This window comes from Nocardiopsis rhodophaea (assembly GCF_039530945.1).
GTDB lineage: Bacteria > Actinomycetota > Actinomycetes > Streptosporangiales > Streptosporangiaceae > Nocardiopsis_C > Nocardiopsis_C rhodophaea.
Genome location: NZ_BAAAPC010000021.1, coordinates 79,078 through 102,514, shown reverse-complemented (window position 1 = coordinate 102,514; position 23,437 = coordinate 79,078). Strand labels below are relative to the sequence as shown.

Here is a 23,437-nt window from a genome sequence, read left to right as displayed (position 1 = left end):
CGTCGCTGCCGCTTTTCACCCAAGAACACCGGCAAGGAAGAACGCTGACAAGGCCGCCCAGCAGACCCGACCGAAGTGATCAGCGGTCGAGGGCGGATAGCAGGGTGTCGGCGGCGGTGTAGGGGTCGCCGTGGCCGGTGGCGACCGCGTCGGCGAGCTTGTCGAGCCCAGCGTGGCCGTGGATGTCGCCGAGCCGTTCGCGCAGCACGCTCATCACGATCGCCTCGATCTCCTCGCGGGCGCGCGCGATCCTGCGGCGGTTCAGCTCACCGCTGTCCGTCAGGTGGGCGTGGTGCTGGTCGAGCCGCTCCAGCAGCTCCTCGACGCCTTCCCCCTTGGCCGCCACGGTGCTGACAATCGGCGGCTTCCACTCCTCGGGTGCCCGCTCCACCTGGCCGACCATCTGGCGCAGCTCGCGCACGGTCACGCGGGCGCCCTCGCGGTCGGCCTTGTTCACCACGAAGATGTCGGCGATCTCCAGTACCCCGGCCTTGGCCGCCTGGACGCTGTCGCCCATCCCCGGCGCGCAGAGCACCACCGTGGTGTCGGCGTGCCGCGCGATGTCCACCTCGGCCTGGCCGACACCCACCGTCTCCACGAGGATGACGTCGAAGCCCGCCGCGTCCAGCACGCGCAGCGCGTGCGGCGTGGCCCAGGACAGGCCGCCCAGGTGCCCGCGGCTGGCCATGGAGCGGATGAAGACCCCGTTGTCGGTCGCGTGCTCCTGCATCCGGACACGGTCGCCGAGCAGCGCGCCGCCGGTGAACGGCGAGGAGGGGTCGACGGCCAGCACGGCGACGCTCTCGCCGCGCGCCCGCAGCGCCTTCACCAGCGCGTTGGTGGAGGTGGACTTGCCGACACCGGGCGATCCCGTCAGCCCCACGATGCGCGCGCGGCCGGTGTGCGGCGCGAGCCCCGCCATGATCTCCCGCAGCTGCGGGGCGGCGTTCTCCACCAGGGAGATCGCCCGCGCGACGGCGCGGCGGTCTTCCTGGATCATGCGGTCGACGAGTTCGGGGGCCTGCATGCGACTCCTCGGCGTTGAAGGGTCCGTGCCGGAACGTTGGCGATGCCAAAGATCCGATGACGCCGAGTATCGCAAGTGCGGCGAGAGCCCCGTCACACGAGGTCCCCGCCGCGTCGTGCGCCGGTGCCGTGGTCCAGTGGGAAGCCGGTCCGGTTAGAAGCCGGAGGTGCCGTCGATCTGCTCGCGGATGATGTCGGCGTGCCCGGCGTGGCGGGCGGTCTCCTCGATCATGTGCACGTAGATCCAGCGCAGCGAGAGTTCGCCGATCCTGGGTTCGACGAAGGACTGTTCCAGCGGCAGGTCGGCGGCGGCCGCGCGGGACTCGGCGCAGGCGCGCTCGTAGTCAGCGACCAGCGCGGGGAGGGTGTCGTCGTCGGTGAGGTCCCAGCTCGGGTCCTCCTCCGGCAACTCGAAGTCGATGCCGAGTTCGGCCTTGTCGCGGCCGAGCAGATGGTGCTGGAACCAGTTGCGCTCGACTATTGCCAGGTGCTTGAGCATCCCGGCGAGCGTCGTCTTGGACGGGACGAGGCGGCGGCGCGCGTCCGACTCGCTCACCCCGCTCGCCCGACCGATGACGGCGGCGCGCTGGTCGTCGAGGAACGCTTCGAGGGTCTCGCGCTCGTCCGCTCGACCTGCGGTCACAATGCGCTTTTCCGTGTCGGTCAGGGGGCGTGGAAAGGCGGACTCATCGATGCTGCTGTCGGTGTCGGTCATGCCCGGCAACCTACGGGCCCGGTACGACACCGGAAAGCGATTATTTCGGGCCCCGCCGAACGCCCGCTCTCCGATGCCGTACCCCGGCGCAGCGCGGGTCAGGCGCCGGGAACCTGGAACAGCAGCGCGTCGCCCTGGCCGCCGCCACCGCACAGGGCGGCCGCGCCCAGGCCGCCGCCGCGGCGGCGCAGCTCGTGGATAAGGGTCACCGCGATGCGGGCGCCGGAGGTGCCGATCGGGTGCCCCAGCGCGATGGCGCCGCCGTTGACGTTGACGATGTCCTCCGAGACGCCGAGGTCGCGCATGGACTGGACGGCCACGCTGGCGAAGGCCTCGTTGATCTCGATCAGGTCGAGGTCGTTCACCTGCTTGTCGGCCTTGCCCAGCGCGTGGTTGATGGCGTTGGACGGCTGGGACTGCAGCGAGTTGTCCGGGCCCGCGACGTTGCCGTGCGCGCCAACCTCGGCGAGGATCCCGCAGCCGAGCTCTTCGGCCTTGGCCCGGCTCATCACGACGACGGCGCTGGCGCCGTCGGAGATCTGCGAGGAGGACCCGGCGGTGATGGTGCCTTCGGCGTCGAAGGCGGGGCGCAGCCGCCCCAGGCTCTCGGCGGTGGTCTCCGGGCGCACGCCCTCGTCCTCGGCGAAGACGCGCGGCTCGCCCTTGCGCTGCGGGATGCTCACCGGCACGATCTCGTCGGCGAACCGGCCGTCCTTGGTGGCGGCGGCGGCGAGCTGGTGGGAGCGTGCGGCGAACGCGTCCTGCTCGGCGCGGCCGATGCCGAGGCGCGCGTTGTGCCGCTCGGTGGAGGCGCCCATCGACTCGTTGTCGAACGCGTCGGTGAGGCCGTCGTGCGCGGTGGCGTCGAGCATCTCGATCGAGCCGTACTTGTAGCCCTGCCGGGACTTGGGCAGCAGGTGCGGGGCGTTGGTCATGGACTCCATGCCGCCCGCGACGACGACGTCGAACTCGCCCGCGGCGATGAGCTGGTCGGCGAGGGCGATCGCGTCCAGGCCCGACAGGCACACCTTGTTGATGGTCAGCGAGGGGACGTTCATCGGGATACCGGCCTTCACCGCGGCCTGGCGCGACGGGATCTGCCCCGCGCCGGCCTGCAGGACCTGCCCCATGACCACGTAGCCCACCTGGTCGCCGCGGATCCCCGCCCGCTTCAGCGCCTCCTCGATGACGATGGCGCCGAGGTCGACGGCCTGGAAGCCGGTGAGTGACCCGAGCAGTCGCCCGATGGGTGTCCGGGCTCCACTGACGATGACGGATCCGGGCATTGGGTGCGCCTCCATGTGTGTTCTTGTGGCTGTTCGCCCGTTCGCTCACAACACCTGGTCTGTCACCATACATATACGCCCATCACCTACCTTCCGGGAGGTCCACGGCAGTGCCAGCGTTCACCCGTATCGACCACATCGGCATCGCCTGCCACGATCTGGAGGCCACCGCGCGGTTCTACCGGGACACCTTCGGCTTCGAGGTCACCCACACGGAGACCAACGAGGAGCAGGGGGTCCGCGAGGCGATGCTGCGGATCAACGGAACCGACGACGGCGGCGCGAGCTACCTGCAGCTGCTGGAGCCGATCCGTGAGGACTCGCCGGTGGCGAAGTTCCTCGCCAAGAGTGGGGAGGGCGTGCACCACATCGCGTTCGGCACCGCCGATGTCGCCGGTGACGCCGCGGCTGTCGGCGAGCGCGGAGTCCGGGTGCTGGGCGATCCCCGCACCGGCTCCATGGGCTCGCTGATCACCTTCCTGCACCCGAAGGACTGCGGCGGGGTGCTGACCGAACTGGTCCAGTCCGCCGCGAAACCGGACGGACACGCCTAGAAGTTTAAAAAAACAGTACGTGCACGCGAGATCACGTTAACGTGATGGAACCGTCACTTCACGTGTCGGGGCACGTCTCGGCCCGAGCAGGGCCGGAGACCTGGGCAGGAACCTACCGAAAGGCCCTTCCGAAAAGGCCTGAGCTTGATAAAGTCTGCTAGTCGCCGGACTCGGATCGTCGGCGGCATCTGTCCCCCCGTACGTATGCAGACTCGTCGAGGCGGGTCGAACGTTCGCGGCATGCGCCTTCATTGAGCAGACCTTTGGCATCAATGGAGTGAACATCCCAACGCGGAAGGACCTCGCGGAGTACCCTTCCCGGGGAAGTGCTACCGCCGATTCGAGGTGGGAGGAGCCGTCCTCCACGCCACCTCATGGCTCTCCACACGACAATCTCCGCATACGTAGCCGTCTCGTCACCCGTTCAGGATTCCGCCACATGTCGTCGCCAGATATTGAAGCCCAGCTCAGCAATTTCTTCGAGGAAGGCACTCAAACCACCGAGTTCGACGTGGTGCTGCGTGGTTACGACCGGCACCAGGTCATGGAGTTCATCGGCCAGAAGCAGAGCGAGCTTTCCCAGGCCCGCGAAGAGGCCGATCGCAACCGCAAGGAGCTCGCCGAGGCCAAGCGGCAGCTCCAGGAGCAGGAGCGTCCGACCTACTCGGGTCTGGGCGCCCGCATCGAACAGCTGCTCCGGCTTGCCGAAGAGCAGGCCACTGAGCTTGTTCAGGGTGCGCGCGCTGAGGCCAATGACATCAAGTCCGCGGCCAAAATCGAGGCCGCCGAAATGCGGGCCGCCGCCGAGAACGAAGCGACCGATCTGCGCACCACCGCCCAGCGCGAGGCGGAAGAGATGCGGACGAGCGCCGAGTCCGAAGCGGAGGAAATCCGCACGACCGCCCGTCGCGAAGCCGACGAGCTGACCTCGACCACCGAGCGCGAGGTGCAGAAGAAGCGCTCCGCGGTCGACCATGAGATCGCCGAGAAGCGCGCCACGTTCGAGGGTGAGATCGCCAAGCTGCGCACCACCACCGAGCGCGAGTGCGCGACGGCCCGCGCGTCCGCCAAGCGCGAGCGCGACGAGACGCTGCAGACCGCAAAGCGTCAGGCCGACGAAATGCGTGCCCAGGCCCAGCGCGCCGTCGAGGAGAGCGAGGCCAAGCGGGCGCAGGAAGAGGCCGAGTTCGAGATCCAGCTGGCCAGCCGCCGCGAAGAGGCGGAGCGCCAGGACGCCGAGCGTTTGGCTGCCGCCCAGGCCGCCACGCAGAAACTGGTCTCGGAGGCCGAGGAGCGGGCCGCCAGTGCCGAGCAGCGCGCCACCAAGGCGAGCTCGCAGGCCGAGCAGACCCGCCGCGACGCCGAGCAGCACGCCAAGCAGGTCGTCGCCAACGCGAAGAAGAACGCTGAGCAGATCGCGGCCGAAGCCAAGAGCAAGGCCGAGCACCTGGTCAGCGACGCGAAGGCCGAGGCCGACCGCATTATGACCGCCGCGCAGCAGGAGGTCGACGAACTCAGCCGCCAGCGCGACGGCATCCAGTCCCACATGGACCAGCTGCGTCAGCTGCTGGGCGGTGGCGGCGGCGTCCCCGCGCCCCCGGCCCAGGCTGCGGCACCGGCCGCCCAGGAACCCGCGGCCATCGAGAGCAACGACAGCAACAACAACAAGCAGCAGCAGTCCCAGCAGGCCGTCCCCGCCAAGTCCGGCAAGGGGAGCGACGACGAGGACTGGTGGCAGGAGTAGCGGCTCCGACGCCCCACCGTCCTGTGCCGCCGCGCACACGGCCGCGGGAGCGCCCGTGAGTCATCGTCCGTAGCCGCAAACGCGCGGACGCCGCCGCTGGAGGCCCGGTCCCTGGTCAGGGGCCGGGCCTCCGGTCGTTCCGTCGGCCGTGAGCCGATGCGGTGCCACGGTCGGCGAAGCGACCGGGGCACCGCTGCCGCGTCAGTGCGCCCCGGCCCCGGTGACGGCGCGCACCTCCATCTCGGCGAACCGGTCGTCGTCGCGCTCCTTGGACAGCAGCGTGCCGATGACGGCGCAGAGGAACCCGGCCGGGATGGACACCAGCCCGGGGTTCTCCAGGGGGAACCACGCGAAGTCGACCCCGGCGGGGAACAGCGACAGGCTCTCCCCCGTCTCGGGGTGAATCTTGCCCGAGACCACCGGTGAGAAGAACACCAGCCCGACGGCGGCGATGAGCCCGCCGTACATCCCGGCGACCGCCCCCGTCGTGTTGAAGCGCCTCCAGAAGAGGTTCAGCAGCAGCGACGGCAGGTTGGCGGAGGCCGCGATGGCGAACGCCAGAGCCACCAGGAACGCGACGTTCAGCCCCTGGGCGAAGATCGCGAGGATAATCGCGACCACGCCGATCGCCATGGCGGCGATCCGGGCCACGCGGACCTCTTCCCGCTCTGAGGACTGGCCCCTGCGGAGCACGCTCGCGTAGAAGTCGTGCGCGAGCGACGACGAGGAGGCCAGGGTCAGCCCCGCCACGGTGGACAGGATGGCGGCGAACGCCGCGGCCGCGATGAACGCGAGCAGCAGCGCGCCCGCCGCGCCGCCGCCCAGTTGCAGCCCCAGTTGTTGGGCGAGCTGCGGCGCCGCGGTGTTCCCGGCCGGGTTCTGCGCCGTGATGGCGTCCCGGCCCACGATGGCCGCCGCGCCGAAGCCCAGCACCAGGGTCATCAGGTAGAAGCCGCCGATCAGCACGATCGCCCAGTTCACCGAGGTACGGGCGGACCTGGCGTCGGGAACGGTGTAGAAGCGGATGAGGATGTGCGGCAGCCCGGCCGTCCCCAGCACCAGCGCGATACCGAGGCTGATGAGGTCGAGCTTGCTCCACAGCGTCGCCCACGCGTCGCCGTCCACCTCGACCCCGTAGCGCAGCCCGGGTTCGAGGAAGGCCTGCCCCTGGCCGCTGGACCGGGCGGCGTCGCCCATCAGGGCCCCGAAGTCGAACCCGTAGACGGCGAGGACCAGTACCGTCAGTAGGGCCGCGCCGCCCATGAGCACCGCCGCCTTGATGATCTGCACCCAGGTGGTGCCCTTCATCCCGCCGAGGGTGACGTACAGCGTCATCAGCAGGCCCACGATGACGATGCCGCCGATCTTGGCGGCGTCGGCGCTCAGGCCGAGGAAGGTTTCCCCCTCCTGGATCCCGAGCAGCAGGGCGATCAGCGCGCCCGCGCCGACCATCTGGGCGAGCAGGTAGAAGACCGACACGGTGACGGTGGAGACCGCCGCGGCGGTGCGCACCGGGCGCTGCCGCATCCGGTAGGAGATGACGTCGGCCATGGTGAAGCGCCCGGAGTTGCGCAGCAGCTCGGCGACGAGGAGGAGCGCGACCAGCCACGCGACGAGGAAGCCGATCGAGTAGAGGAACCCGTCGTAGCCGAAGAGCGAGATCATGCCGGCGATGCCGAGGAACGAGGCCGCCGACATGTAGTCGCTGCCGATGGCCATCCCGTTCTGCAGCCCGGAGAAGCCGCGGCCGCCGGCGTAGTAGTCGGTGGCCGACCTGGTGCGGCGGTTGGCCCACACGGTGATGCCCAGTGTGGCCCCGACCAGCAGGAGGAACAGGACCATCGTGGCGAGGCGCTCGCCGCCGCCCCCGATGGCCTCCGTCGTGGTCGCCGCAGTGGCGGCGGTCGCGGGGCCTGGGCTCATTCTTCGGCCCCCTTCATGCCGGAGGGTGCGGGTCCGGCGTCGGACAGGTCGTCGGCGAGGTTCTCCGCCGGGCCGTGGGCGGCGACGGCGCCCACGCCCGCGTTGTTCAGCTCGGCGCGGAGCTCCTCGGCGAGGGGATCGAGGCGGCGGGCGGCGTACCGGGCGTAGAAGAACGCGATGCCGAAGGTGGTGGCGAACTGGAGTAGGCCGAACACCAGGGCGACGTTGACGCTGCCGAACAGGACGATGGCCATGGTGTCGCGGGCGAAGGCCGACATCAGGACGTAGAGCAGGTACCAGGCGAAGAACGCGATGCTCATCGGGAAGATGAACACCTTCAGGCGCCGTTTCAGCTCAACGAACCGGGGATCGTCGCACATGGCCACCGCCCTGTCGGTGGCGGTCTGCCCTTGTGTGCTGGTGTGGTCGGGTGATCCTCGCGATGGATCGACCATAGGTCTCAGACCCCTCTCGACGACTGCTGCGGTGGCGGGCGGCGGTACGCGCGTGCGGGGATACAGCGGCGTGCCGCGTTGCTCTCCCCAGCAAGGTAGAGGTGTTTTGGATCACACACCAGCGTTTGCATGCCACACATGAATCACCCCGGAGGCAGTGACGCCCTCCGGGGCCATTGGTGTAATCTTCAACATTTTGCGCCGAACGCGTCGTCGGGCCCATCGCGCGGCCCGCGATTCGGCGAGACCGCACGTCGGCGGGGGAGCCCCGCGAGGGCGGCCCGGCGCGGCGGCTCAGACGGTGTCGCGCTCGGCGGGACCGTCCCACTCCGTGGGCAGCGGGTACGCCTTGGGCGCGACGCGCTTGACGATCTCGTCGAGCACGATGCGCACGTAGGGCTCCCCCACCCACAGGTGCTTCGCGTTGTCCACACCGATCACCTCGGCCTGCGGGACGCGGGCGAAGCGCTCGCGCGCCTCGGCCGGACGCAGGTAGTCGTCGAACTCGGGCACCAGCGCCACCAGCGGACGGCCGAACTCCGCCCACGCGTCCAGGTCCGTGTCATTCGCCCGGTGCAGCGGAGGTGAGAGCAGGATGGCGCCCTCCACCTCCGGATCGCGCCCCCACTTCAGCGCGAGCTCGGTGCCGAACGACCAACCCAGCAGCCAGGGCCGGGGCAGCCCCTCGAACTCGGCGAACTCGATGGCGGACGCGACGTCGTAGCGCTCGGTCTCGCCGTCGCCGAACGACCCCTGGCTCGTCCCGTGCCGCGAGGTGGTGCCGCGGGTGTTGAAGCGCAGCACCGCGACGTCGGCGAGCGCCGGGAGCCGGAAGGACGCCTTGCGCAGCACGTGGCTGTCCATCATCCCGTCGGCCGTCGGCAGCGGATGCAGGCAGACCAGCGTCGCCACCGGCGCGCCGGACTCCGGCAGCGCCAGCTCACCGACGAGCTCCAGTCCGTCGGCGGTGTGCAGGGTGATGGGACGACGGTCGGCGGGCAGCACCGTGGCAGCGCGAATATCCATGGGTCCTCGATATCGGATCGGGAATGGGGATGGTCAGCGTCGGGGCGGAGCCGAGGGGGCTCAGCGCCGCGGCATCCGGACGCCGCGGTGCGCGCGCCGCTCCCAGCAGGAGGAGTGCCAATGGCGGCGGTCCTCACCGTCGCCGTAGGGCCGCCACGCCACGACGTGCGGCATCCCGACCGGGATCTCCTGGTAGCAGCCGGGACAGCGGTAGGTCTTGGTCGCGGCGGCACCGCTGATGCGCCGGATGACCCACTCGCCGTCGGCGCCCGTCTCCCGGCGTTGGCCCCCGGTGATGCGCAGCATCAGCCCGTCCTCGTCAGGCGGCTGGACACGGGTCTCCTTGCGGCGGGGGCTGTTACGGCGCGGACTCACGTTTCCAAGGGTACGGGGAATGAACGTGCCAGGTGTTCACCCATCATGACGGCGGTGGCCACGGTACCGCGCGACGGGGCGCGGGGCAGGATCGAGGTGTCGGCGACGCGCAGGCCCGTGACGCCGCGCACGCGGCCGCGGGCGTCGGTGACCGACCCCATCGCGCAGCCGCCCGAGAGGTGGTTGGCGGTCGAGACGCGTTCACCGATCCACGCGTCGAGGGCGCGGTCGGAGCCGAGGACGGCGGCCGGCGGGCCGCCGTAGGACGCCGTCAGGCGGCGCAGCGGCGCCGATGTAAGGATCTCCGCGCACCGCCGCACCCCCTCACGCAACCGGGCGCGGTCCACCGCCGAGGTGAGGTGCCCGAAAGTGATGACCGGTGGGGCGTGCGGATCGGCGGAGGCGAGGCGGATCGCGCCGGAGCTCGCGGTGCGCAGCAGGGTGACCCCGAACGCGATCTCGTCCGGCGGGGTCGCGGCGCCGCCCGGGATCAGCTCGGCGAACGGCGCGGTGTAGGGCATGATCTCCAGGTCACCGTCGCCGCGCCCGTCGGCGGCGGCGTCCGCGGCGGTCGCGACCGTGTGCAGCGCCGCTTCGACCACGCCGGTGCGTGCGGCGGGGCGTGCCGCGGGGACGGGCGTGATGCCCACGGCGACGCCCGGGTGGTCGGTCACGGCCTGCCCGACGGCGGGCGCGTCGTGCACCACGGGGATGCCCAGGGCCGCCAGTTCGTCAGCGGGCCCCACGCCCGAGCGCAACAGCAGCCGGGCCGAGGAGATCGCGCCAGCGGCGAGCACGATCTCCTCGGCCCGGATCACCCGGAGCCGGCCGTCGACCTCGGCTTCGACCCCGATGGCGCGGGTGCCCGCGAACACGACCCGGTGGACGAGAACGCCGCCGCGGACGGTGAGGCGGGGCCGTCCGGCGCGGGGCAGCAGGTGGGTGAGGAGCGCGCCGTGGCGGACCCCGGAGACGACGTTCACGGGAACCGGACCGGCGCCCGGCGGCCCGGAAGCGTTCTTGTCGGCCTCCCACGGGTATCCCAGGTCGCGGCAGGCCTCCCAGAACGCCTCGGTGACCGGGCAGGCGGATCCGGGGAAGGTGCGGCGAACCGGCACCGGGCCGCGGCGGCCGTGCGGCGGGCCAGGGAAATCGTGGTCGTGCTCCACCGCCGCGAAGGACGGCAGCACGCGCTCATACGACCAGTCGTGGTGGCCGAGCGCGGCGATCGCGTCGAAGTCCTCGCGGGTGCCCCGGATGAAGACACCGCCGTTGATCGCGCCCGACCCTCCGGCTACCCGGCCGCGCGGCACGGGCCGGGGCGTCCCCGGCGCGACAGTTCCGGTGAACGACCAGTTCAGCTCGTGGCCGGGCCGGGCGGCGGCCATCCGGGTCCCGTCCAGCACCTCCGGCGGGACGGCGTCGCGCGTTGCGGGCACCGGGCCCGCTTCCAGAAGCAGGACGGAGCGCGCTGCGGACGCGTTCGCGGCGTCGCTCAGCCCCGCCGCGAGGGCCGACCCGGTCGGGCCGGCCCCCACGATCACGACATCGGCGGTCAGGACCGCGCGGACCCCTGGCAGCAGCCCTCGTCATCGTCCTCGTCGATCTCGGGAAGCTTGTCGAGGATCAGCGGAGCGGGCAGGGAGAAGGGGATCAGCCCGTTGTTGGTCAGCTGGAAGTGGTCCTCGGCGACCTTCTCGACGCCGATCTCCTCTAGCAGCTCCACCGGTCCCTTGGGGTAGCCGCAGCCGAACCGCATCGCGGTGTCGACGTCCTGGGCGGTGGCGTAGCCCTGGCCGACCATGCGCATGGCGTCGTTGATGTGCGGGACGAGCAGCAGCCCGGCCAGGTCGCAGTCGTCGTTGCCCTCGTCGCGCAGCTGCGTGGCGATGGCGCCCTGGGGCAGCTCTTCTGGGGGGTTGTCCGCGCCGGAGTAGTCGTAGAACCCGCGCCCGGACTTGCGGCCGAGCAGCCCGGCGGCGACCATGCGGCGCAGCAGCGGCGCGGCGACGTAGCGCGGCTCGCGGAACTCCTCCCACAGCACGTCCATGACGGCCAGGCAGACGTCCAGACCGACGAGGTCGGCCAGCGTCAGCGGCCCCATGGGGAACCCGGCGGCCTTGGTGACCGACGCGTCGATCTCCTCGCGGGAGGCGTACTTGTACTCGTAGGCCTTGACCGCGTCGTTGATGTAGGGGACCAGCAGCGCGTTGGCGACGAACCCGGCCCGGTCGGTGACGACGACCGGGGTCTTGCCGATGCGCTTGGCGACCTCGGAGGCGACCTCGATCGTGCCCGGGGTGGTGAGCACCGTGCCGACGATCTCGGCCAGCTTCATCACCGGGGCGGGGTTGAAGAAGTGCAGCCCCACGACCTTGTCCGGGCGGTTGGTCAGGGCAGCGATCTCGGTGACCGAGAGCGAGGAGGTGTTGGTGGCCAGGATGGTGCCCGGCGGGCAGATCCGGTCGAGGTCGGTGAAGACGTCCCGCTTGATGTCGATGCGCTCGGGGACGGCCTCGACGACGAAGTCGGCATCCGCCAGCTCCTCGCGGGAGGTGGTGAACGTCAGACGACCGAGGATGGCGCCGTGCTCCTCCTCGGTGATCTTCTGTTTGCTCAGCGCTCGGCCGAGCGACTTCTCCAGGTGGCCGCGGCCGCGGTCGAGCGCGCCATCGTCGATCTCCACGCCGGTGACCGAGAACCCGGCCCGGGCGAACACCTCGACGATGCCGGCGCCCATGGTTCCGAGCCCGACCACTCCGACCTTCTTGAATTCCTGCACCATGTGACTCACCTTACGGGGTGCCCGAACCGGCTCTTACCGGCGGGTACTTATCGTGATCTCGTCCGGAAATGTCGGCCGCGGGCCGGAGGAATCCGCTCGTTCGCGCGACGAGCGGACGGTATCGCGACCAGAATGCCACCATGCGTATCGGAGCGTTCCTCCCGGCCGCCCAGTTCCCCGGCCGGGACCACACCCGGGTGCTGGAGTCGACGCTGGACGCCGCCGTCGCCGCCGAGGAGGCGGGATTCGACGGCGTGTGGTTCGCCGAGCACCACTTCATGTCCTATGGGATCTGCCCGTCGGCCGCGACCCTGGCCGCATTCGTCCTCGGGCGTACCCACCGCATCAGCGTCGGTACCGCGGTGAGCGTGCTCAGTACCCGGCATCCGGTGGACCTCGCCGAGCAGGCCAATCTACTGGACCAGGTGTCCGGTGGCCGGTTCCGGCTGGGGGTGGGGCGCGGCGGACCCTGGATCGACCTGGAGGTGTTCGGCACCGGGCTGGACCGCTACGAGAACGGCTTCGCGGAGTCGCTCGACGTCCTGCTGGCCGCGCTGGGCGGAGGGCGGATGCGCGCCGACGGCGCCACGTTCGGGTTCCGCGAGGTCGAGATCGTGCCGGGGCCGCGGACCCGTCCGCGGCCGGACGTCATGGTCGCGGCGTCGTCGGATCGCACGCTTCACCTGGCCGCACGGTTGGGCCTGCCGGTCCTGGTGGGGATGCATTTGACCCCGCAGGAGCAGGCGGAGCTGCTGCGCGACCACGCCGAGCACGCGCCCGAGGGACCGGTGGCCGGCCATGTGGTGACGGGTGTCGCGCACGTGGCCGACACTCGGGAGGAGGCGCGCGCCACACTGCTGGAGGCGCTGCCGACGTGGTTGCGGCCGGGGTTGGCGAGCTACCAGCCGCTGGACGGGAGGCAGCGGCCCCAGCGGGACCCGGACCACTACGCGCGGTTCCTCGTCGACACCCACGCGGTGGGCTCGCCGGACGACTGCGTGGAGCGGCTGACCGAACAAGCGGGGGTCACCGGCGCGGACGAGCTGATCCTGCTCGTGGAGGGGGCGGGCGATCCGGATGCCGTGCTGCGCAACATCGCCCGGCTGGGCTCCGAGGTGCTGCCGAAGGTGCGGGCGGCCGTCGACTGAGGCGCGCGGCGGCCGGACCGAGGTCCGGCCGCCCACGGCCAACGGCGGGAACGGTCGGTGCCGGTGGCCGGGGCCCCGGCCACCGGCACCTTCCCGTCAGCAGTCGACCAGCTCCGGCGACTGGTTGAGCAGCTGGGAACGGGGGGTCACGAACTCCTCGTAGGCGGCGTCGGCACCTTCGCGGAACAGCGCCACCTTGTGGCAGTTCTGGAAGGCCATACGCATCCCGAAGTGGCGCTCGACGGCGGCGCGCATGGCGTCGCTCGCGACCAGGCGCAGCAGCTGGCCCCGCTCGGCCTCGCCGGGCGGCGGCACCTCGTTGGCCTCGTAGTCGGCGCCGCTGGCCGTCGCCTGCTCGGCGAGTCCGCTGACGACGCTCCAGGCGTACGGCAGGGACGTGCGGATGCACTCGATGAAGTCGGCGTTGTCGATGGGGCCCTGTTTCGCCTTGTCGAGAAGTTCCGGTGAGACCGTGAGCGACATGTGAGTCCTTACATCTCTCGGTGACAGGCGGCCACGGGACCCGAGGACGCGCGGGCGGATGCGACGGCCGCGGGTCCCGTGCACCTCTTGTGACGGTAGATCCCGGTACGTACGACGTCACGGGACGCGAGGGTCACAGCTTGCTACCCTCGCCGCTATATGAAAATAGTTTTCATTCTTATCCTCCGCCACCCCGGCCCCGCATCCGCCCGGCCCGCCGCCCGCGATCCTCCCCGATTCCGACCGAACCGGTCCCGCGATGCCGGTAGCGTGGCGTTCCGTGCGTCTTGTTATCGCCCGTTGCAGCGTCGACTACGTCGGTCGGCTCACCGCCCACCTGCCCATGGCCCCGCGGCTGATCCTGATGAAGGCCGACGGATCCGTGTCGATCCACGCGGACGACCGCGCTTTCAAGCCGCTGAACTGGATGAACCCGCCGTGCACGGTGCGCGAGTCGACCAACGGCGACGGCCTGGCCGTCTGGACCGTCACCCACGGCAAGTCCGGCGAGAAGCTCGTGCTGACGATCGAGGAGATCCAGCACGACAGCTCCCATGAGCTCGGTGTCGACCCGGGGCTGCAGAAGGACGGTGTCGAAGCCCACCTCCAGGAGCTCCTCGCCGAACACATCACCACCCTCGGCGAGGGCTACACCCTGATCCGCCGCGAGTACCCCACGGCCATCGGCCCGGTGGACATCCTCTGCCGCGACGCCGAAGGCGCCACGGTCGCCGTCGAACTCAAGCGCCGCGGCGACATCGACGGCGTCGAACAGCTCACCCGCTACCTCGAACTCCTCAACCGCGACCCGGCCCTCAAGCCGGTCCACGGCATCTTCGCCGCCCAGGAGATCAAACCCCAGGCGCGCGTCCTTGCCACCGACCGCGGTATCGACTGCGTCACCCTTGACTACGACGAACTCCGCGGCATCGAACCGGACACGCCCCGCCTGTTCTGACCGAAGGGAACCCCCTGGCGCGTTCCCGGCGCGAACGCCGCGGTCCTCCGCGGTTGGCCTGTAGCGTCGCCGCCGATGACCGGGTGTTCCCCTGCTGTCCCGACGGGACCGCCCTGGACCACCTCGTCCAGTCGGCCGCGGGGTCGCAGAACACGGGGCCATCGAGCGGTGGCCGCGGCCCACGCTCCCGCTCAGGCCGCCAGCCTGAAGCGTTCGGACACCGCGCAGTCCTCGGCCGGGCGGTCCTCGACGTAGCCCCACTCCGCCAAGGAGTCCACGCCCACGTGACCCAGGCCCGTGCCTTCGGGGACAAGGGCGGGGTCAAGGAAGAGCCGGTCGCCTCCGCCCGGCTGTTCGAAGGCGGGGGCGATGGGTCCGACCTCGGCGGTGAACTCGTCGAGGACCTGGTAGCAGCGGTAGTTGTGGGCCGGGCCGCCGGGCCAGGTGTTGAGGGAGTCCGGGGGCAGGGAGCGCTGGGCGTAGGGGGTTCCCGCCGGGGCGAGGAAGGAACCCCACGGGGAACCGAACCGGTCGAGCATGGTGCCCGCGGCCACGTCGACCTTCCAGCTCTGCACGACGCCGCCAACGGTCGCGAAGCCCTGGTGGGCGGGGTAGATCCAGCTTTCCTCGGCCTCACCCGTCTGGGGGTCGGTGGAGGTGCGCCGATACCGGTTGAGGAACTCGGTGGGCGAGAGGCCACCCAGACGCTGGTAACCGTGCATCAGTTCGCCCACGACCCCGTCGTCGGGGAGGTCGGCCGGGCCGAGCCGGGGGTCACCGCAGAGGTAGCGTTCGAGGTCCTCTTGGCTCGGCGGCGGGTCAAGGAGGGGGCAGTCGGTGGCGACGACGGCTGGCAACCGCTCCGTCTCCGTCGGCGCGGCGGCGGCAGCATCGGCCGACGCCGCCGGGGCGAGCACGGCGAGCGCCGCGCCAAGGACCAGGCGCAGGCGCAGGCGGGTGAAGGGACGCAACTCCGACTCCGCAGGATCTGTCGGCCGACAAGGATTCCCGACCCAAAGTGATTAGGGTCATTCGGAGAGTAGTTAATCAGGCGCGGACGCTGACCCCCGCGGACATCGGGAATGTCGGCGCGGCCCGGCGTCGCGTCACCAGCGCGGTAGGGACCGGCCGGGCGGTGCGTCCGCCCGGCCGGTCCGCGCGGCGGGTCAGCCGCCGTGTTCCTCGTGGTCGCCGTGGTCTCCGTGGCCCTGCGCGGCCTCGCTGCCGGATACGTCGGTTTCGGCCTGGATGGCCTCGCCGTCGACGGCCCACGTCGTGTGGTCGTTGGCGTTGAGGGTGACCATCACGGTGTGCTCACCGCCGCCGATGGCTTCGGCCGGGAGGTGGAACCACTGGCCGTAGACGCGGGCATACTTCTCACCATCGATGTAGAGGTGGGCGTGGCCCTCACCGCCAGCGGCCTCCTTGCCGGCCTGCTCGGGGACGAACTCGTACCCCTCCGCCGCGATGTGCAGGTTCCAGCCGTCGACAGGGTCGGGTTCGGCGGTGAGTTCCACCGTCGGCGCGCTGTCGGCTGGGATCTCGCGCAGCTTGTGGCCGTCGGGCGCGGTAGCGCCGGTGACCTCGCCCAGCGGGAAGGCGTCGGAGGCGGCCTCCGGGGTCGCGTCTCCGGTAGCGGCCGCCCCGTCGGCGGGTGCGTCCGCCGTCCCTCCGCACCCTGCTGCGAGCAGGCCAACCAGCGCGGCGGCCACAGCCGGGGCCAGGAGGCCGCGGTGGGCGGGGGTCGTCCTCTCGGGCATGCTTCGCACGCCCGTCGTTCTCTGCGCCATCGTCGGCGCTCCTCTCGGGTCGGGATGTCGTCTGGTCCGATCGCTGGTCAGTAACCGGCGGGCCGAACCGGAGGACCCCGCTGGACGAGGGTGTGGCGCAGGAGGTCGGTGCGTGCCGACCGTGCGGGGCCGCGCGGCGGCGGCGTCGGTGCGCCCATGATCGGGGCGGCGGTCGCACGCGGGAAACGGAGGATGGTGAGAACGGCCGTCGCGATGCGGCGGACCAGGGCGAAGGCGGCGGCCTCTCCCCTGCGCAGCCACCCGGCGCTGATGATGGCGGCCGCGAGGTGCGCGGCGACCATGCCGGGGGACATGCCTTCGGTCGGCCCCGCCGCGACCGCATGGGAGTGGTGGCCGCCCGCGTCGGCGGCTGCCGTGCCCGGCGTCGCCACGGAGAAGATGAGGTGAAAGGCCAACTGGCTGCACAGCATCGCGGCGAGGATCTCGGCGAAGCCGCGTTCGCGGCCCGCGGCCGACCAGGCGAGCGCCAGCACGGTGAGGAACCCCGCTGCCAGCCCCGCGGGCGCGACGTCGTGGCCGGCCGCGGCGGCATGTCCGCCCGCCGACAGGCCGGTACTCACGCAGGCGAACACGCCTGCGCGCAACCACCGCGACCGCCGGGGGGATGACATGTCCGGGTCATCGTGCCACCGGTGGTCGCCGCACCGCTACGGGGGCGTGGCTTTTGCCCGGTTTACGGCGACCCTGCGATCGCCCGCGGCGTACTACCCAGCGGCGAACACCGGGACGATCGGGTGAGAATCGTCCATAACACCACATCACCTCCCCTTCGCGTAAGGGGTATGGCTGATTGTGGCAAGTCCCAGTGCCTCACCTTGATCCGCCGTATCGCAACCTGACAGGCTGCACGGTACTTCTCACCATTCGCGTCCATCCCGATACCCCGCATGGGTGGGCGCCTGTCAGAAGGGCCATCGTGCGCAAGCCAGAATCTGGACGATCCCCCCGTCGTGCACACACCGCACGCAGACGACTGCTGGCCGGTGGTACCGCCATCGCCGCCGCCCTGGCTGTGGGGCTGGGCCCGACAGCAGCGCAGGCCGACACGGCTCAGCTGCCCGTTCTCGTGACGGTGGACAACGTCCGCGCCCACATGGAGAACCTGGAGACCATCGCCGAGTACAACGGCGGCAACCGGGCCAGTGGGACCGCCGGCTATGACGTGTCCGCCATGTACGTCATCGACCAGCTCAAGCGGGCCGGTTACAAGCCGAAGAAGCACACCTTCGAGTTCGACTCGTGGAAGCAGCACTCGGACCCGGTGCTCTCGGTGACCAAGCCCGAGCCGAAGGACTTCGTCCACGAGGACGACTTCAGCACCATGACCTACTCCACCGGCGGAGAGGCGACCGCCGCCGGGGTAGCGGTGAACACCGACAGCGGCGAAAGCGGCTGCTCGGCCGACGACTTCGCCGACTTCCCCGAGGGAGCGATCGCCGTCATCAAGCGCGGCGGCTGCACGTTCGCGGCCAAGACGCAGAACGCCGCGGACGCAGGCGCCGTCGGTGCGATCATCTACAACAACCAGAAGGGCCTCTTCGCCGGGACGGTGAGCGAGCTGTCCGACATCCCGGTCGTCGGCGCCTCCGACGCGGTCGGGGCCGAGCTGCTGGCCGCGGGCGAGGAGCTGGAGCTGCACCTCAAGGTCGACGCCGAGGTCGTGACCGAGTCCTCCTACAACGTCATCGCCGAGACCAAGGGCGGCCGGAAGGACAACGTCGTGGTCGTCGGCGCGCACCTCGACAGCGTCGAGGACGGCCCGGGCGTCAACGACAACGGCAGCGGCACCGCCGGTGTGCTGGAGACGGCCAAGCAGCTCGCCAAGCTCGGCAAGCCGAGGAACAAGGTGCGGTTCGCCTTCTGGGGCACCGAGGAGCAGGGCCTGATCGGATCCACGAAGTACGTGGAGGGCCTGAACGCCAAGCAGCTCGACGACATCGCGCTCTACCTGAACTTCGACATGATCGGGTCGAGCAACTACGGCCGCTTCGTCTACGACGGCCGCGGTGAGCTCGCAGGGTCCCTCACGCCGCCGTCCGGATCGGCCGCGATCCAGAAGACCTTCGAGGACTACTTCGAAAGCAAGAACCAGGTCTCCGAGCCGACCGAGTTCAGCGGCCGCTCGGACTACAGCGCCTTCATGGAGAACGACATCCCGTCGGGCGGCCTCTTCAGCGGCGGCGACTCCGTGAAGACCGAGAAGCAGGTCGAGTACTACGGCGGCACCGCCGGAGCCGACTTCGACCCCTACTACCACACGCCCAACGACACGATCGAGAACATCAACTGGAACTCGGTGGACGAGCTCTCCGACGCCCTCGCCTACTCCGTGGAGAGGTTCTCCAAGAGCACACTCCCGGTGAACGGCGTCGCGCCTCGGACGCTTCAGGCCCCCGTCCAGGCCGGCATGCAGTTCGATCGCCAGGGCGACCACTGGCTGCGGTAACCGTCCTACCGCGCTGGGCGCCCGTGGGCGAGGGGACTTTCCCCCTCGCCCACGGGCGTCTTTCCTTCCTGACCGGGTCCGCCACCGGCTCGGGCTCCCCTCCTTCCCGAACCGGTAACGGGCGGTGTCCCCAAGCCCCCCGACTCAAGGATCGCTCCCCCTTCGGCGGCCCCGGTCATCCCCCCTCTTTGAGGCTCGTCCCCCCACGGGCCGCAGTCCCTCGGCCGTCCCCCGATGGTCCCCCGGTCGAACGTCCCACGGCCACTCAGCCCCTGAACAACTACTCTAAGTAGCTTGTTCACTGCTCAACGTATCAGCCTGTCGATCACACGACACCCTCTGAGACCGAACGGTTATCCGCCAGCCGCGCCAACCCGTGCACTTCTAGTCTGGGGCCATGACGAAAAAGGATTCCGACAAGCCCGTAGTCCTCTCGAAGATCTACACGCGGGGCGGCGACGCCGGTACCACCGCCCTCGGCGACATGAGTCGGACGTCCAAGACCGACCTGCGCCTGGCCGCCTACGCCGACGTGGAGGAGGCGAACGCCGCCATCGGGACCGCCCTCGCCCTCGGCGACGTCCCCGACGACATCCGGACCCTCCTCACCCGGGTGCAGAACGAACTCTTCGACCTCGGAGCCGACCTGTCCTGCCCGGTCGTGGAGAACCCCGAGTACCCGCCGCTGCGCGTCGAGGCCGACTACATCGAGCGCTTGGAGGAAGCCTGCGACGCCTACAACGCCGACCTGCCGACGCTGCGCAGCTTCATCCTGCCCGGCGGCTCCCCCACCGTCGCGCTGATGCACACCGCGCGCGTGGTCGTCCGCAGGGCCGAGCGCGGTGCCTGGGCCGCGATCGAGGCTCACGGGGAGACCGTGAACCCGCTCACCGCCCGCTACCTCAACCGGCTCTCCGACCTGCTGTTCGTCCTCTGCCGCGTGCTCGGTAAGGACGGCAACGAGGTGCTGTGGAAGCCCGGCGGCCAGCGCTGACGAACGCGTGGTGCTCGTGGGTGTCCCGATGAGCACCACGCAAAGCGTTACCGGGGGCGGAAACCTCGGTCTGCTAGGCGGCCTTGTCGGCGGTCGGCTCGTCCGGTGTTCTTGGGTGAAAAGCGGCATCGACGGCGGAAGGTGGCGGCGGACGCCGGTCGTCGCAGGGGACGCGGCCGGGCGGGGCAGAGGTGGCGGCCCATGCCCGGTTTGTCACAACTCCCCCGCGATGATCATGGGGACGGTCCCGATGATGTCCGATCTGCCGGGATAGTCCCCATGATCATCGCCGGAGGGTCGTTTCACCTGCGAGCCCGGCAGGGGCGCACAGCAGACCCACGGCCAAGACGCTCACGACTGCCAGATCGTCCCCGGTGGCAGGGACTCCAGCCACGACAGGAAGCCGGTGAGGGCGCTCTCGCTCATCGCGATCTCATAGACCGGCTCTTTGGGGTCAGTGCCGTCCTCGGCCGCCCACCCCACCTCGATGACCACCAGGTCCGAGGTGAGCTCGGTGAGATCGCGGTGCGTGGGCGCGCGACGCCCCATAATGACGAGACCGCGGCGCGACAGCTCCGCTGTCGGCCGCGGCCACAAAGAGAAGATGCGGTACCAGCGCAGTTCCTCGCTCCCATAGCGCCCGCACCCGATGCGCCAGGGCGCTGGATCGTCACCCGAACCGGCCCGCATATAGCACTCGACGGAGCCGCCCCCGCGCTCCAGGACGAACCTGCGCACGGTCACGGCGACCAGCCCCAGAAGGGCAAGGACGAGGAGGGCGAAGAACAGCCACTCCGCGATCTGAAACCACGCTTGGCCGAACAGCTGCGCCCCCACTCTCACGTCCCCTCGGGCCTCAGGCCGCCGTGCCAGCGGCCTCCAGGCGGCTGCGCGCACGCGCGGCCCGCGCCTGCGCCTCTGGGTCCTCCGGGCTGATGCCGCCGGACTCGGCGTCGGCCAGCGCTCTGCGCGCACGTTCGACGTCGATCTCCTCGGCGAGCTCGGCGGTCTCGGCGAGGATCGACACCCGGTTGTCATCGGACACGGAGATGAACCCTGCGTGCGCCGCCGCGCGGACCTCGCCGGTCTCCCGGCCACCGAGAATGCGGACGACCGACCCCGGCGCCAGCAGCGCCAGCACCGGCACGTGCCCCGGCTGCACACCGATCTCACCGTCGATGGTCTTGGCGATGACCATGTCGCCCTCGCCCGCCCACACCTCGTGCTCGGGGGAGACGATCTCGACGAAAAGCTTTTTCGACACTGCCACAAACTCCTTCGGCTCGCGGGCGGTTTCGACGGGAGCGGGCGCCGCCCGAGCGCCCGCTCCCCACCGTGAACTAGCCCTGGAGCTTCTTGGCCTTCTCGACGGCCATCTCGATATTGCCGACGTCGAGGAACGCCTGCTCGGGCAGGTGGTCGTACTCACCGTCGCACACCGCCTTGAAGGAGGCGATGGTCTCCTCCAGCGGCACGAACACGCCCGGGTTGCCGGTGAACTTCTCGGCGACGAACATGTTCTGCGAGAGGAACCGCTCCAGGCGCCGCGCCCGGTTGACGATGATCTTGTCCTCTTCGGACAGCTCGTCGATACCGAGGATGGCGATCTGGTCCTGCAGGTCGTTGTTGCGCTGCAGGATCCCGATCACCCGCTGGGCGACGTCGTAGTGCTCCTGGCCCACGTACTGCGGGTCGAGGATGCGGGAGGTCGACGCCAGCGGGTCCACCGCCGGGTAGATGCCCTTCTGCGAGATCGGCCGGGACAGCTCGGTCGTCGCGTCGAGGTGGGCGAAGGTGGTGGCCGGGGCCGGGTCGGTGTAGTCGTCCGCGGGGACGTAGATCGCCTGCATCGAGGTGATCGAGTTACCGCGGGTCGAGGTGATCCGCTCCTGGAGCAGGCCCATCTCGTCGGCCAGGTTCGGCTGGTACCCCACGGCCGAGGGCATGCGGCCCAGCAGCGTGGAGACCTCGGAACCGGCCTGGGTGAATCGGAAGATGTTGTCGATGAACAGCAGCACGTCCTGGTTCTGCACATCGCGGAAGTACTCCGCCATGGTCAGAGCGGACAGGGCCACGCGCAGACGGGTGCCCGGGGGCTCGTCCATCTGGCCGAAGACCAGAGCGGTGTCCGGGAGGACGCCCATCTCGCCCATCTCCAGGAACAGGTCGGTCCCCTCACGGGTCCGCTCACCGACACCCGCGAAGACGGACACACCGCCGAAGTTGCGGGCGATACGGGTGATCATCTCCTGGATCAGAACGGTCTTGCCGACACCGGCGCCACCGAACAGACCGATCTTGCCACCGCGGACATACGGGGTGAGCAGGTCGATGACCTTGATACCGGTCACCATCATCTCGGTCTTCGACTCCAGCTGGTCGAAGGCCGGAGCCTGACGGTGGATCGGCCAGCGCTCGGTGACGTTCAGCTCCGAGGAGGGGACGTCCATCGACTCGCCCAGCGTGTTGAACACGTGGCCCTTGACGCCGTCGCCCACCGGGACGCTGATCGGCGCACCGGTGTCGCGCACCTCGGCGCCGCGGACCATGCCGTCCTGCGGCGCGAGGCTGATGGTGCGGACCAGGTTGTCGCCGAGGTGCTGAGCCACCTCCAGCGTCAGGGTCTTGGTCTCCCCACCGAGCGTCACATCGGTGTGCAGGGCGTTGTAGATCGCCGGCAGGTTGTCGACGGGGAACTCCACGTCGACGACCGGACCGGTCACCCGGGCGATACGCCCGGTGGCCGTCGCAGGTGCGGCCGTCCCTTCAGCAGTCGCAGTCACTTTGATTACTCACTCCCCGCGCTGGCAGCAGCAAGAGCGTCGGCACCGCCGACGATCTCGCTGATCTCATTGGTGATCTCCGCCTGGCGGGCCTGGTTGGCCTGGCGGGTCAAGGTCTTGACAAGCTCCTCGGCGTTGTCGGTGGCCGCCTTCATCGCGTTGCGACGCGATGCCCATTGGGAGGCCGCCGACTCCAGGAGCGCGAAATAGATCCGGTTCGTCACGTACTGCGGCAGCAGCCGCTCAAGGACGTCCTCCGCGGACGGCTCGAACTCGTAGAGAGGGAGCGGCTTGCCGTGCTCCTTCTCCAGCTCCGCAGGTTCGACCTCCTCCACCTCCAGCGGCAGCACGCGGCGCGACGCCGCCTGCTGGGTCAGCATGGAGATGAACTCGGTCGAGACGATGTGGATCTCGTCGGCGCCGCCCTCGTCCGTGTCCTGCGTGTACTTCTCCAGCAGGACCGTGCCGATCTCCTTAGCGTCAGCGTAGGCGGGGCGCTCGGTGATGCCCTCCCACGTCTGCTCCATGGGGCGGTTCCGGAACTGGTTGTAGCCGATGCCCTTGCGGCCCACCACGTACTGGACGACCTCCTTGCCCTGCTCCTGAAGGAGCGCGGTCAGGGATTCGGCCTCCTTGATCGCGTTGGTGGTGTAGCCGCCAGCGAGGCCCTTGTCACTCGTGATCACCAGGACGGCGGCCCGCTTCGGGGACTCCACATCGGTGAGCATCGGGTGGTAGTTGACCCGCCCGGCGACGGCCGAGACCGCCCGGGTGATCTCCCGCGCGTAGGGCTCAGCCGCCTGGGCCGCCCGCTGCGCCTTGGTGATGCGGGTGGTGGCGATGAGCTCCATCGCGCGGGTGATCTTCGCCATCGACTTCGTCGAGCGGATCCTCCGGCGATAGACGCGAAGCTGTGCTCCCATGG

At 70.1% G+C, this 23,437-nt stretch carries 22 protein-coding genes and 1 pseudogene; 6 read left to right on the top strand and 17 right to left on the bottom strand.

Annotation, left to right across the window (positions count from 1 at the left end):
• Positions 1 to 79: 79 nt before the first annotated feature.
• The 3 genes from meaB to ABD259_RS21290 all read right to left on the bottom strand — a co-directional run bounded on the left by meaB (position 80) and on the right by ABD259_RS21290 (position 3,027).
• Positions 80 to 1,027 (bottom strand): methylmalonyl Co-A mutase-associated GTPase MeaB, encoded by a 948-nt coding sequence (gene meaB / locus ABD259_RS21300; protein WP_344164828.1) that lies wholly within the window; start codon positions 1,025 to 1,027, stop codon positions 80 to 82.
• 153 nt (positions 1,028 to 1,180) lie between these two features.
• Positions 1,181 to 1,741, bottom strand: a complete 561-nt coding sequence (locus tag ABD259_RS21295) for a DinB family protein (protein ID WP_344164826.1) — start codon at positions 1,739 to 1,741, stop codon at positions 1,181 to 1,183.
• Between the two features lie 98 nt (positions 1,742 to 1,839).
• Entirely contained in the window at positions 1,840 to 3,027 is a 1,188-nt protein-coding gene (locus ABD259_RS21290; RefSeq protein ID WP_344105246.1) for an acetyl-CoA C-acetyltransferase, read from the bottom strand.
• Positions 3,028 to 3,137: 110 nt separating this feature from the next.
• On the opposite strand from ABD259_RS21290, the gene mce reads away from it, so the two are divergent.
• Together mce and ABD259_RS21280 are read left to right on the top strand one after the other, a co-directional pair.
• A complete protein-coding gene (mce, locus tag ABD259_RS21285) occupies positions 3,138 to 3,581 on the top strand; it encodes a methylmalonyl-CoA epimerase (protein WP_344105248.1) in 444 nt (147 codons plus the stop codon).
• Between the two features lie 439 nt (positions 3,582 to 4,020).
• Complete coding sequence (locus ABD259_RS21280) at positions 4,021 to 5,325, top strand: DivIVA domain-containing protein (protein WP_344164823.1); 1,305 nt, start codon at positions 4,021 to 4,023, stop codon at positions 5,323 to 5,325.
• Between the two features lie 201 nt (positions 5,326 to 5,526).
• Here ABD259_RS21280 and ABD259_RS21275 read toward each other — a convergent pair whose 3' ends face one another.
• From ABD259_RS21275 to ABD259_RS21250, 6 genes and pseudogenes are all read right to left on the bottom strand, one after another.
• Positions 5,527 to 7,167 carry a solute symporter family protein gene (locus tag ABD259_RS21275; protein WP_344105422.1) on the bottom strand — a complete coding sequence of 547 codons (1,641 nt, stop codon included), beginning with the start codon at positions 7,165 to 7,167 and terminating at the stop codon, positions 5,527 to 5,529.
• A 182-nt stretch (positions 7,168 to 7,349) separates the two neighbouring features.
• Positions 7,350 to 7,703: pseudogene (locus tag ABD259_RS21270) on the bottom strand (DUF485 domain-containing protein); the annotation flags it as partial.
• Positions 7,704 to 7,997: 294 nt separating this feature from the next.
• The gene (locus ABD259_RS21265) at positions 7,998 to 8,729 is read right to left on the bottom strand and encodes an alpha/beta hydrolase (protein ID WP_344105252.1); all 732 of its coding nucleotides are present in this window, start codon (positions 8,727 to 8,729) and stop codon (positions 7,998 to 8,000) included.
• 60 nt (positions 8,730 to 8,789) lie between these two features.
• Entirely contained in the window at positions 8,790 to 9,104 is a 315-nt protein-coding gene (locus ABD259_RS21260) for an ATP/GTP-binding protein (protein ID WP_344105254.1), read from the bottom strand.
• Positions 9,101 to 10,648 (bottom strand): mycofactocin dehydrogenase MftG, encoded by a 1,548-nt coding sequence (gene mftG, locus ABD259_RS21255; protein WP_344164820.1) that lies wholly within the window; start codon positions 10,646 to 10,648, stop codon positions 9,101 to 9,103. Before mftG ends, ABD259_RS21260 begins: the two co-directional genes overlap by 4 nt.
• An 11-nt stretch (positions 10,649 to 10,659) precedes the next feature.
• A complete protein-coding gene (locus tag ABD259_RS21250) occupies positions 10,660 to 11,889 on the bottom strand; it encodes a 3-hydroxyacyl-CoA dehydrogenase (protein WP_344105259.1) in 1,230 nt (409 codons plus the stop codon).
• Positions 11,890 to 12,029: 140 nt separating this feature from the next.
• On the opposite strand from ABD259_RS21250, the gene ABD259_RS21245 reads away from it, so the two are divergent.
• Positions 12,030 to 13,037 (top strand): LLM class flavin-dependent oxidoreductase, encoded by a 1,008-nt coding sequence (locus ABD259_RS21245; RefSeq protein ID WP_344164817.1) that lies wholly within the window; start codon positions 12,030 to 12,032, stop codon positions 13,035 to 13,037.
• 96 nt (positions 13,038 to 13,133) lie between these two features.
• Here ABD259_RS21245 and ABD259_RS21240 read toward each other — a convergent pair whose 3' ends face one another.
• Positions 13,134 to 13,520, bottom strand: a complete 387-nt coding sequence (locus tag ABD259_RS21240) for an SCO5389 family protein (protein ID WP_344164814.1) — start codon at positions 13,518 to 13,520, stop codon at positions 13,134 to 13,136.
• Positions 13,521 to 13,800: 280 nt separating this feature from the next.
• On the opposite strand from ABD259_RS21240, the gene nucS reads away from it, so the two are divergent.
• Positions 13,801 to 14,478, top strand: coding sequence for an endonuclease NucS (gene nucS / locus ABD259_RS21235; protein ID WP_344164811.1), 678 nt, complete (start codon positions 13,801 to 13,803; stop codon positions 14,476 to 14,478).
• Between the two features lie 191 nt (positions 14,479 to 14,669).
• On the opposite strand, the gene ABD259_RS21230 is transcribed toward nucS, so the two are convergent.
• The 3 genes from ABD259_RS21230 to ABD259_RS21220 all read right to left on the bottom strand — a co-directional run bounded on the left by ABD259_RS21230 (position 14,670) and on the right by ABD259_RS21220 (position 16,849).
• Positions 14,670 to 15,449: a TNT domain-containing protein gene (locus ABD259_RS21230; RefSeq protein ID WP_344164808.1), complete on the bottom strand. Its 780-nt coding sequence runs from the start codon at positions 15,447 to 15,449 to the stop codon at positions 14,670 to 14,672.
• 195 nt (positions 15,450 to 15,644) lie between these two features.
• On the bottom strand, positions 15,645 to 16,268 hold the full coding sequence (locus tag ABD259_RS21225; RefSeq protein WP_344164805.1) for a hypothetical protein: 624 nt from the start codon (positions 16,266 to 16,268) through the stop codon (positions 15,645 to 15,647).
• A gap of 47 nt (positions 16,269 to 16,315) precedes the next feature.
• Complete coding sequence (locus ABD259_RS21220; RefSeq protein ID WP_344164802.1) at positions 16,316 to 16,849, bottom strand: hypothetical protein; 534 nt, start codon at positions 16,847 to 16,849, stop codon at positions 16,316 to 16,318.
• Between the two features lie 356 nt (positions 16,850 to 17,205).
• On the opposite strand from ABD259_RS21220, the gene ABD259_RS21215 reads away from it, so the two are divergent.
• Positions 17,206 to 18,735 carry a M20/M25/M40 family metallo-hydrolase gene (locus tag ABD259_RS21215; RefSeq protein WP_425573553.1) on the top strand — a complete coding sequence of 510 codons (1,530 nt, stop codon included), beginning with the start codon at positions 17,206 to 17,208 and terminating at the stop codon, positions 18,733 to 18,735.
• Positions 18,736 to 19,132: 397 nt separating this feature from the next.
• Positions 19,133 to 19,729 carry a cob(I)yrinic acid a,c-diamide adenosyltransferase gene (locus tag ABD259_RS21210; protein WP_344105276.1) on the top strand — a complete coding sequence of 199 codons (597 nt, stop codon included), beginning with the start codon at positions 19,133 to 19,135 and terminating at the stop codon, positions 19,727 to 19,729.
• A gap of 351 nt (positions 19,730 to 20,080) precedes the next feature.
• On the opposite strand, the gene ABD259_RS21205 is transcribed toward ABD259_RS21210, so the two are convergent.
• The 4 genes from ABD259_RS21205 to ABD259_RS21190 all read right to left on the bottom strand — a co-directional run bounded on the left by ABD259_RS21205 (position 20,081) and on the right by ABD259_RS21190 (position 23,435).
• Complete coding sequence (locus tag ABD259_RS21205; RefSeq protein ID WP_412759423.1) at positions 20,081 to 20,566, bottom strand: DUF2550 domain-containing protein; 486 nt, start codon at positions 20,564 to 20,566, stop codon at positions 20,081 to 20,083.
• Positions 20,567 to 20,585: 19 nt separating this feature from the next.
• The gene (locus ABD259_RS21200) at positions 20,586 to 20,993 is read right to left on the bottom strand and encodes a F0F1 ATP synthase subunit epsilon (RefSeq protein WP_344105280.1); all 408 of its coding nucleotides are present in this window, start codon (positions 20,991 to 20,993) and stop codon (positions 20,586 to 20,588) included.
• 76 nt (positions 20,994 to 21,069) lie between these two features.
• Positions 21,070 to 22,512, bottom strand: coding sequence for a F0F1 ATP synthase subunit beta (atpD, locus tag ABD259_RS21195; protein WP_344164799.1), 1,443 nt, complete (start codon positions 22,510 to 22,512; stop codon positions 21,070 to 21,072).
• 5 nt (positions 22,513 to 22,517) lie between these two features.
• Positions 22,518 to 23,435: a F0F1 ATP synthase subunit gamma gene (locus tag ABD259_RS21190; protein WP_344105284.1), complete on the bottom strand. Its 918-nt coding sequence runs from the start codon at positions 23,433 to 23,435 to the stop codon at positions 22,518 to 22,520.
• Positions 23,436 to 23,437: the final 2 nt, after the last annotated feature.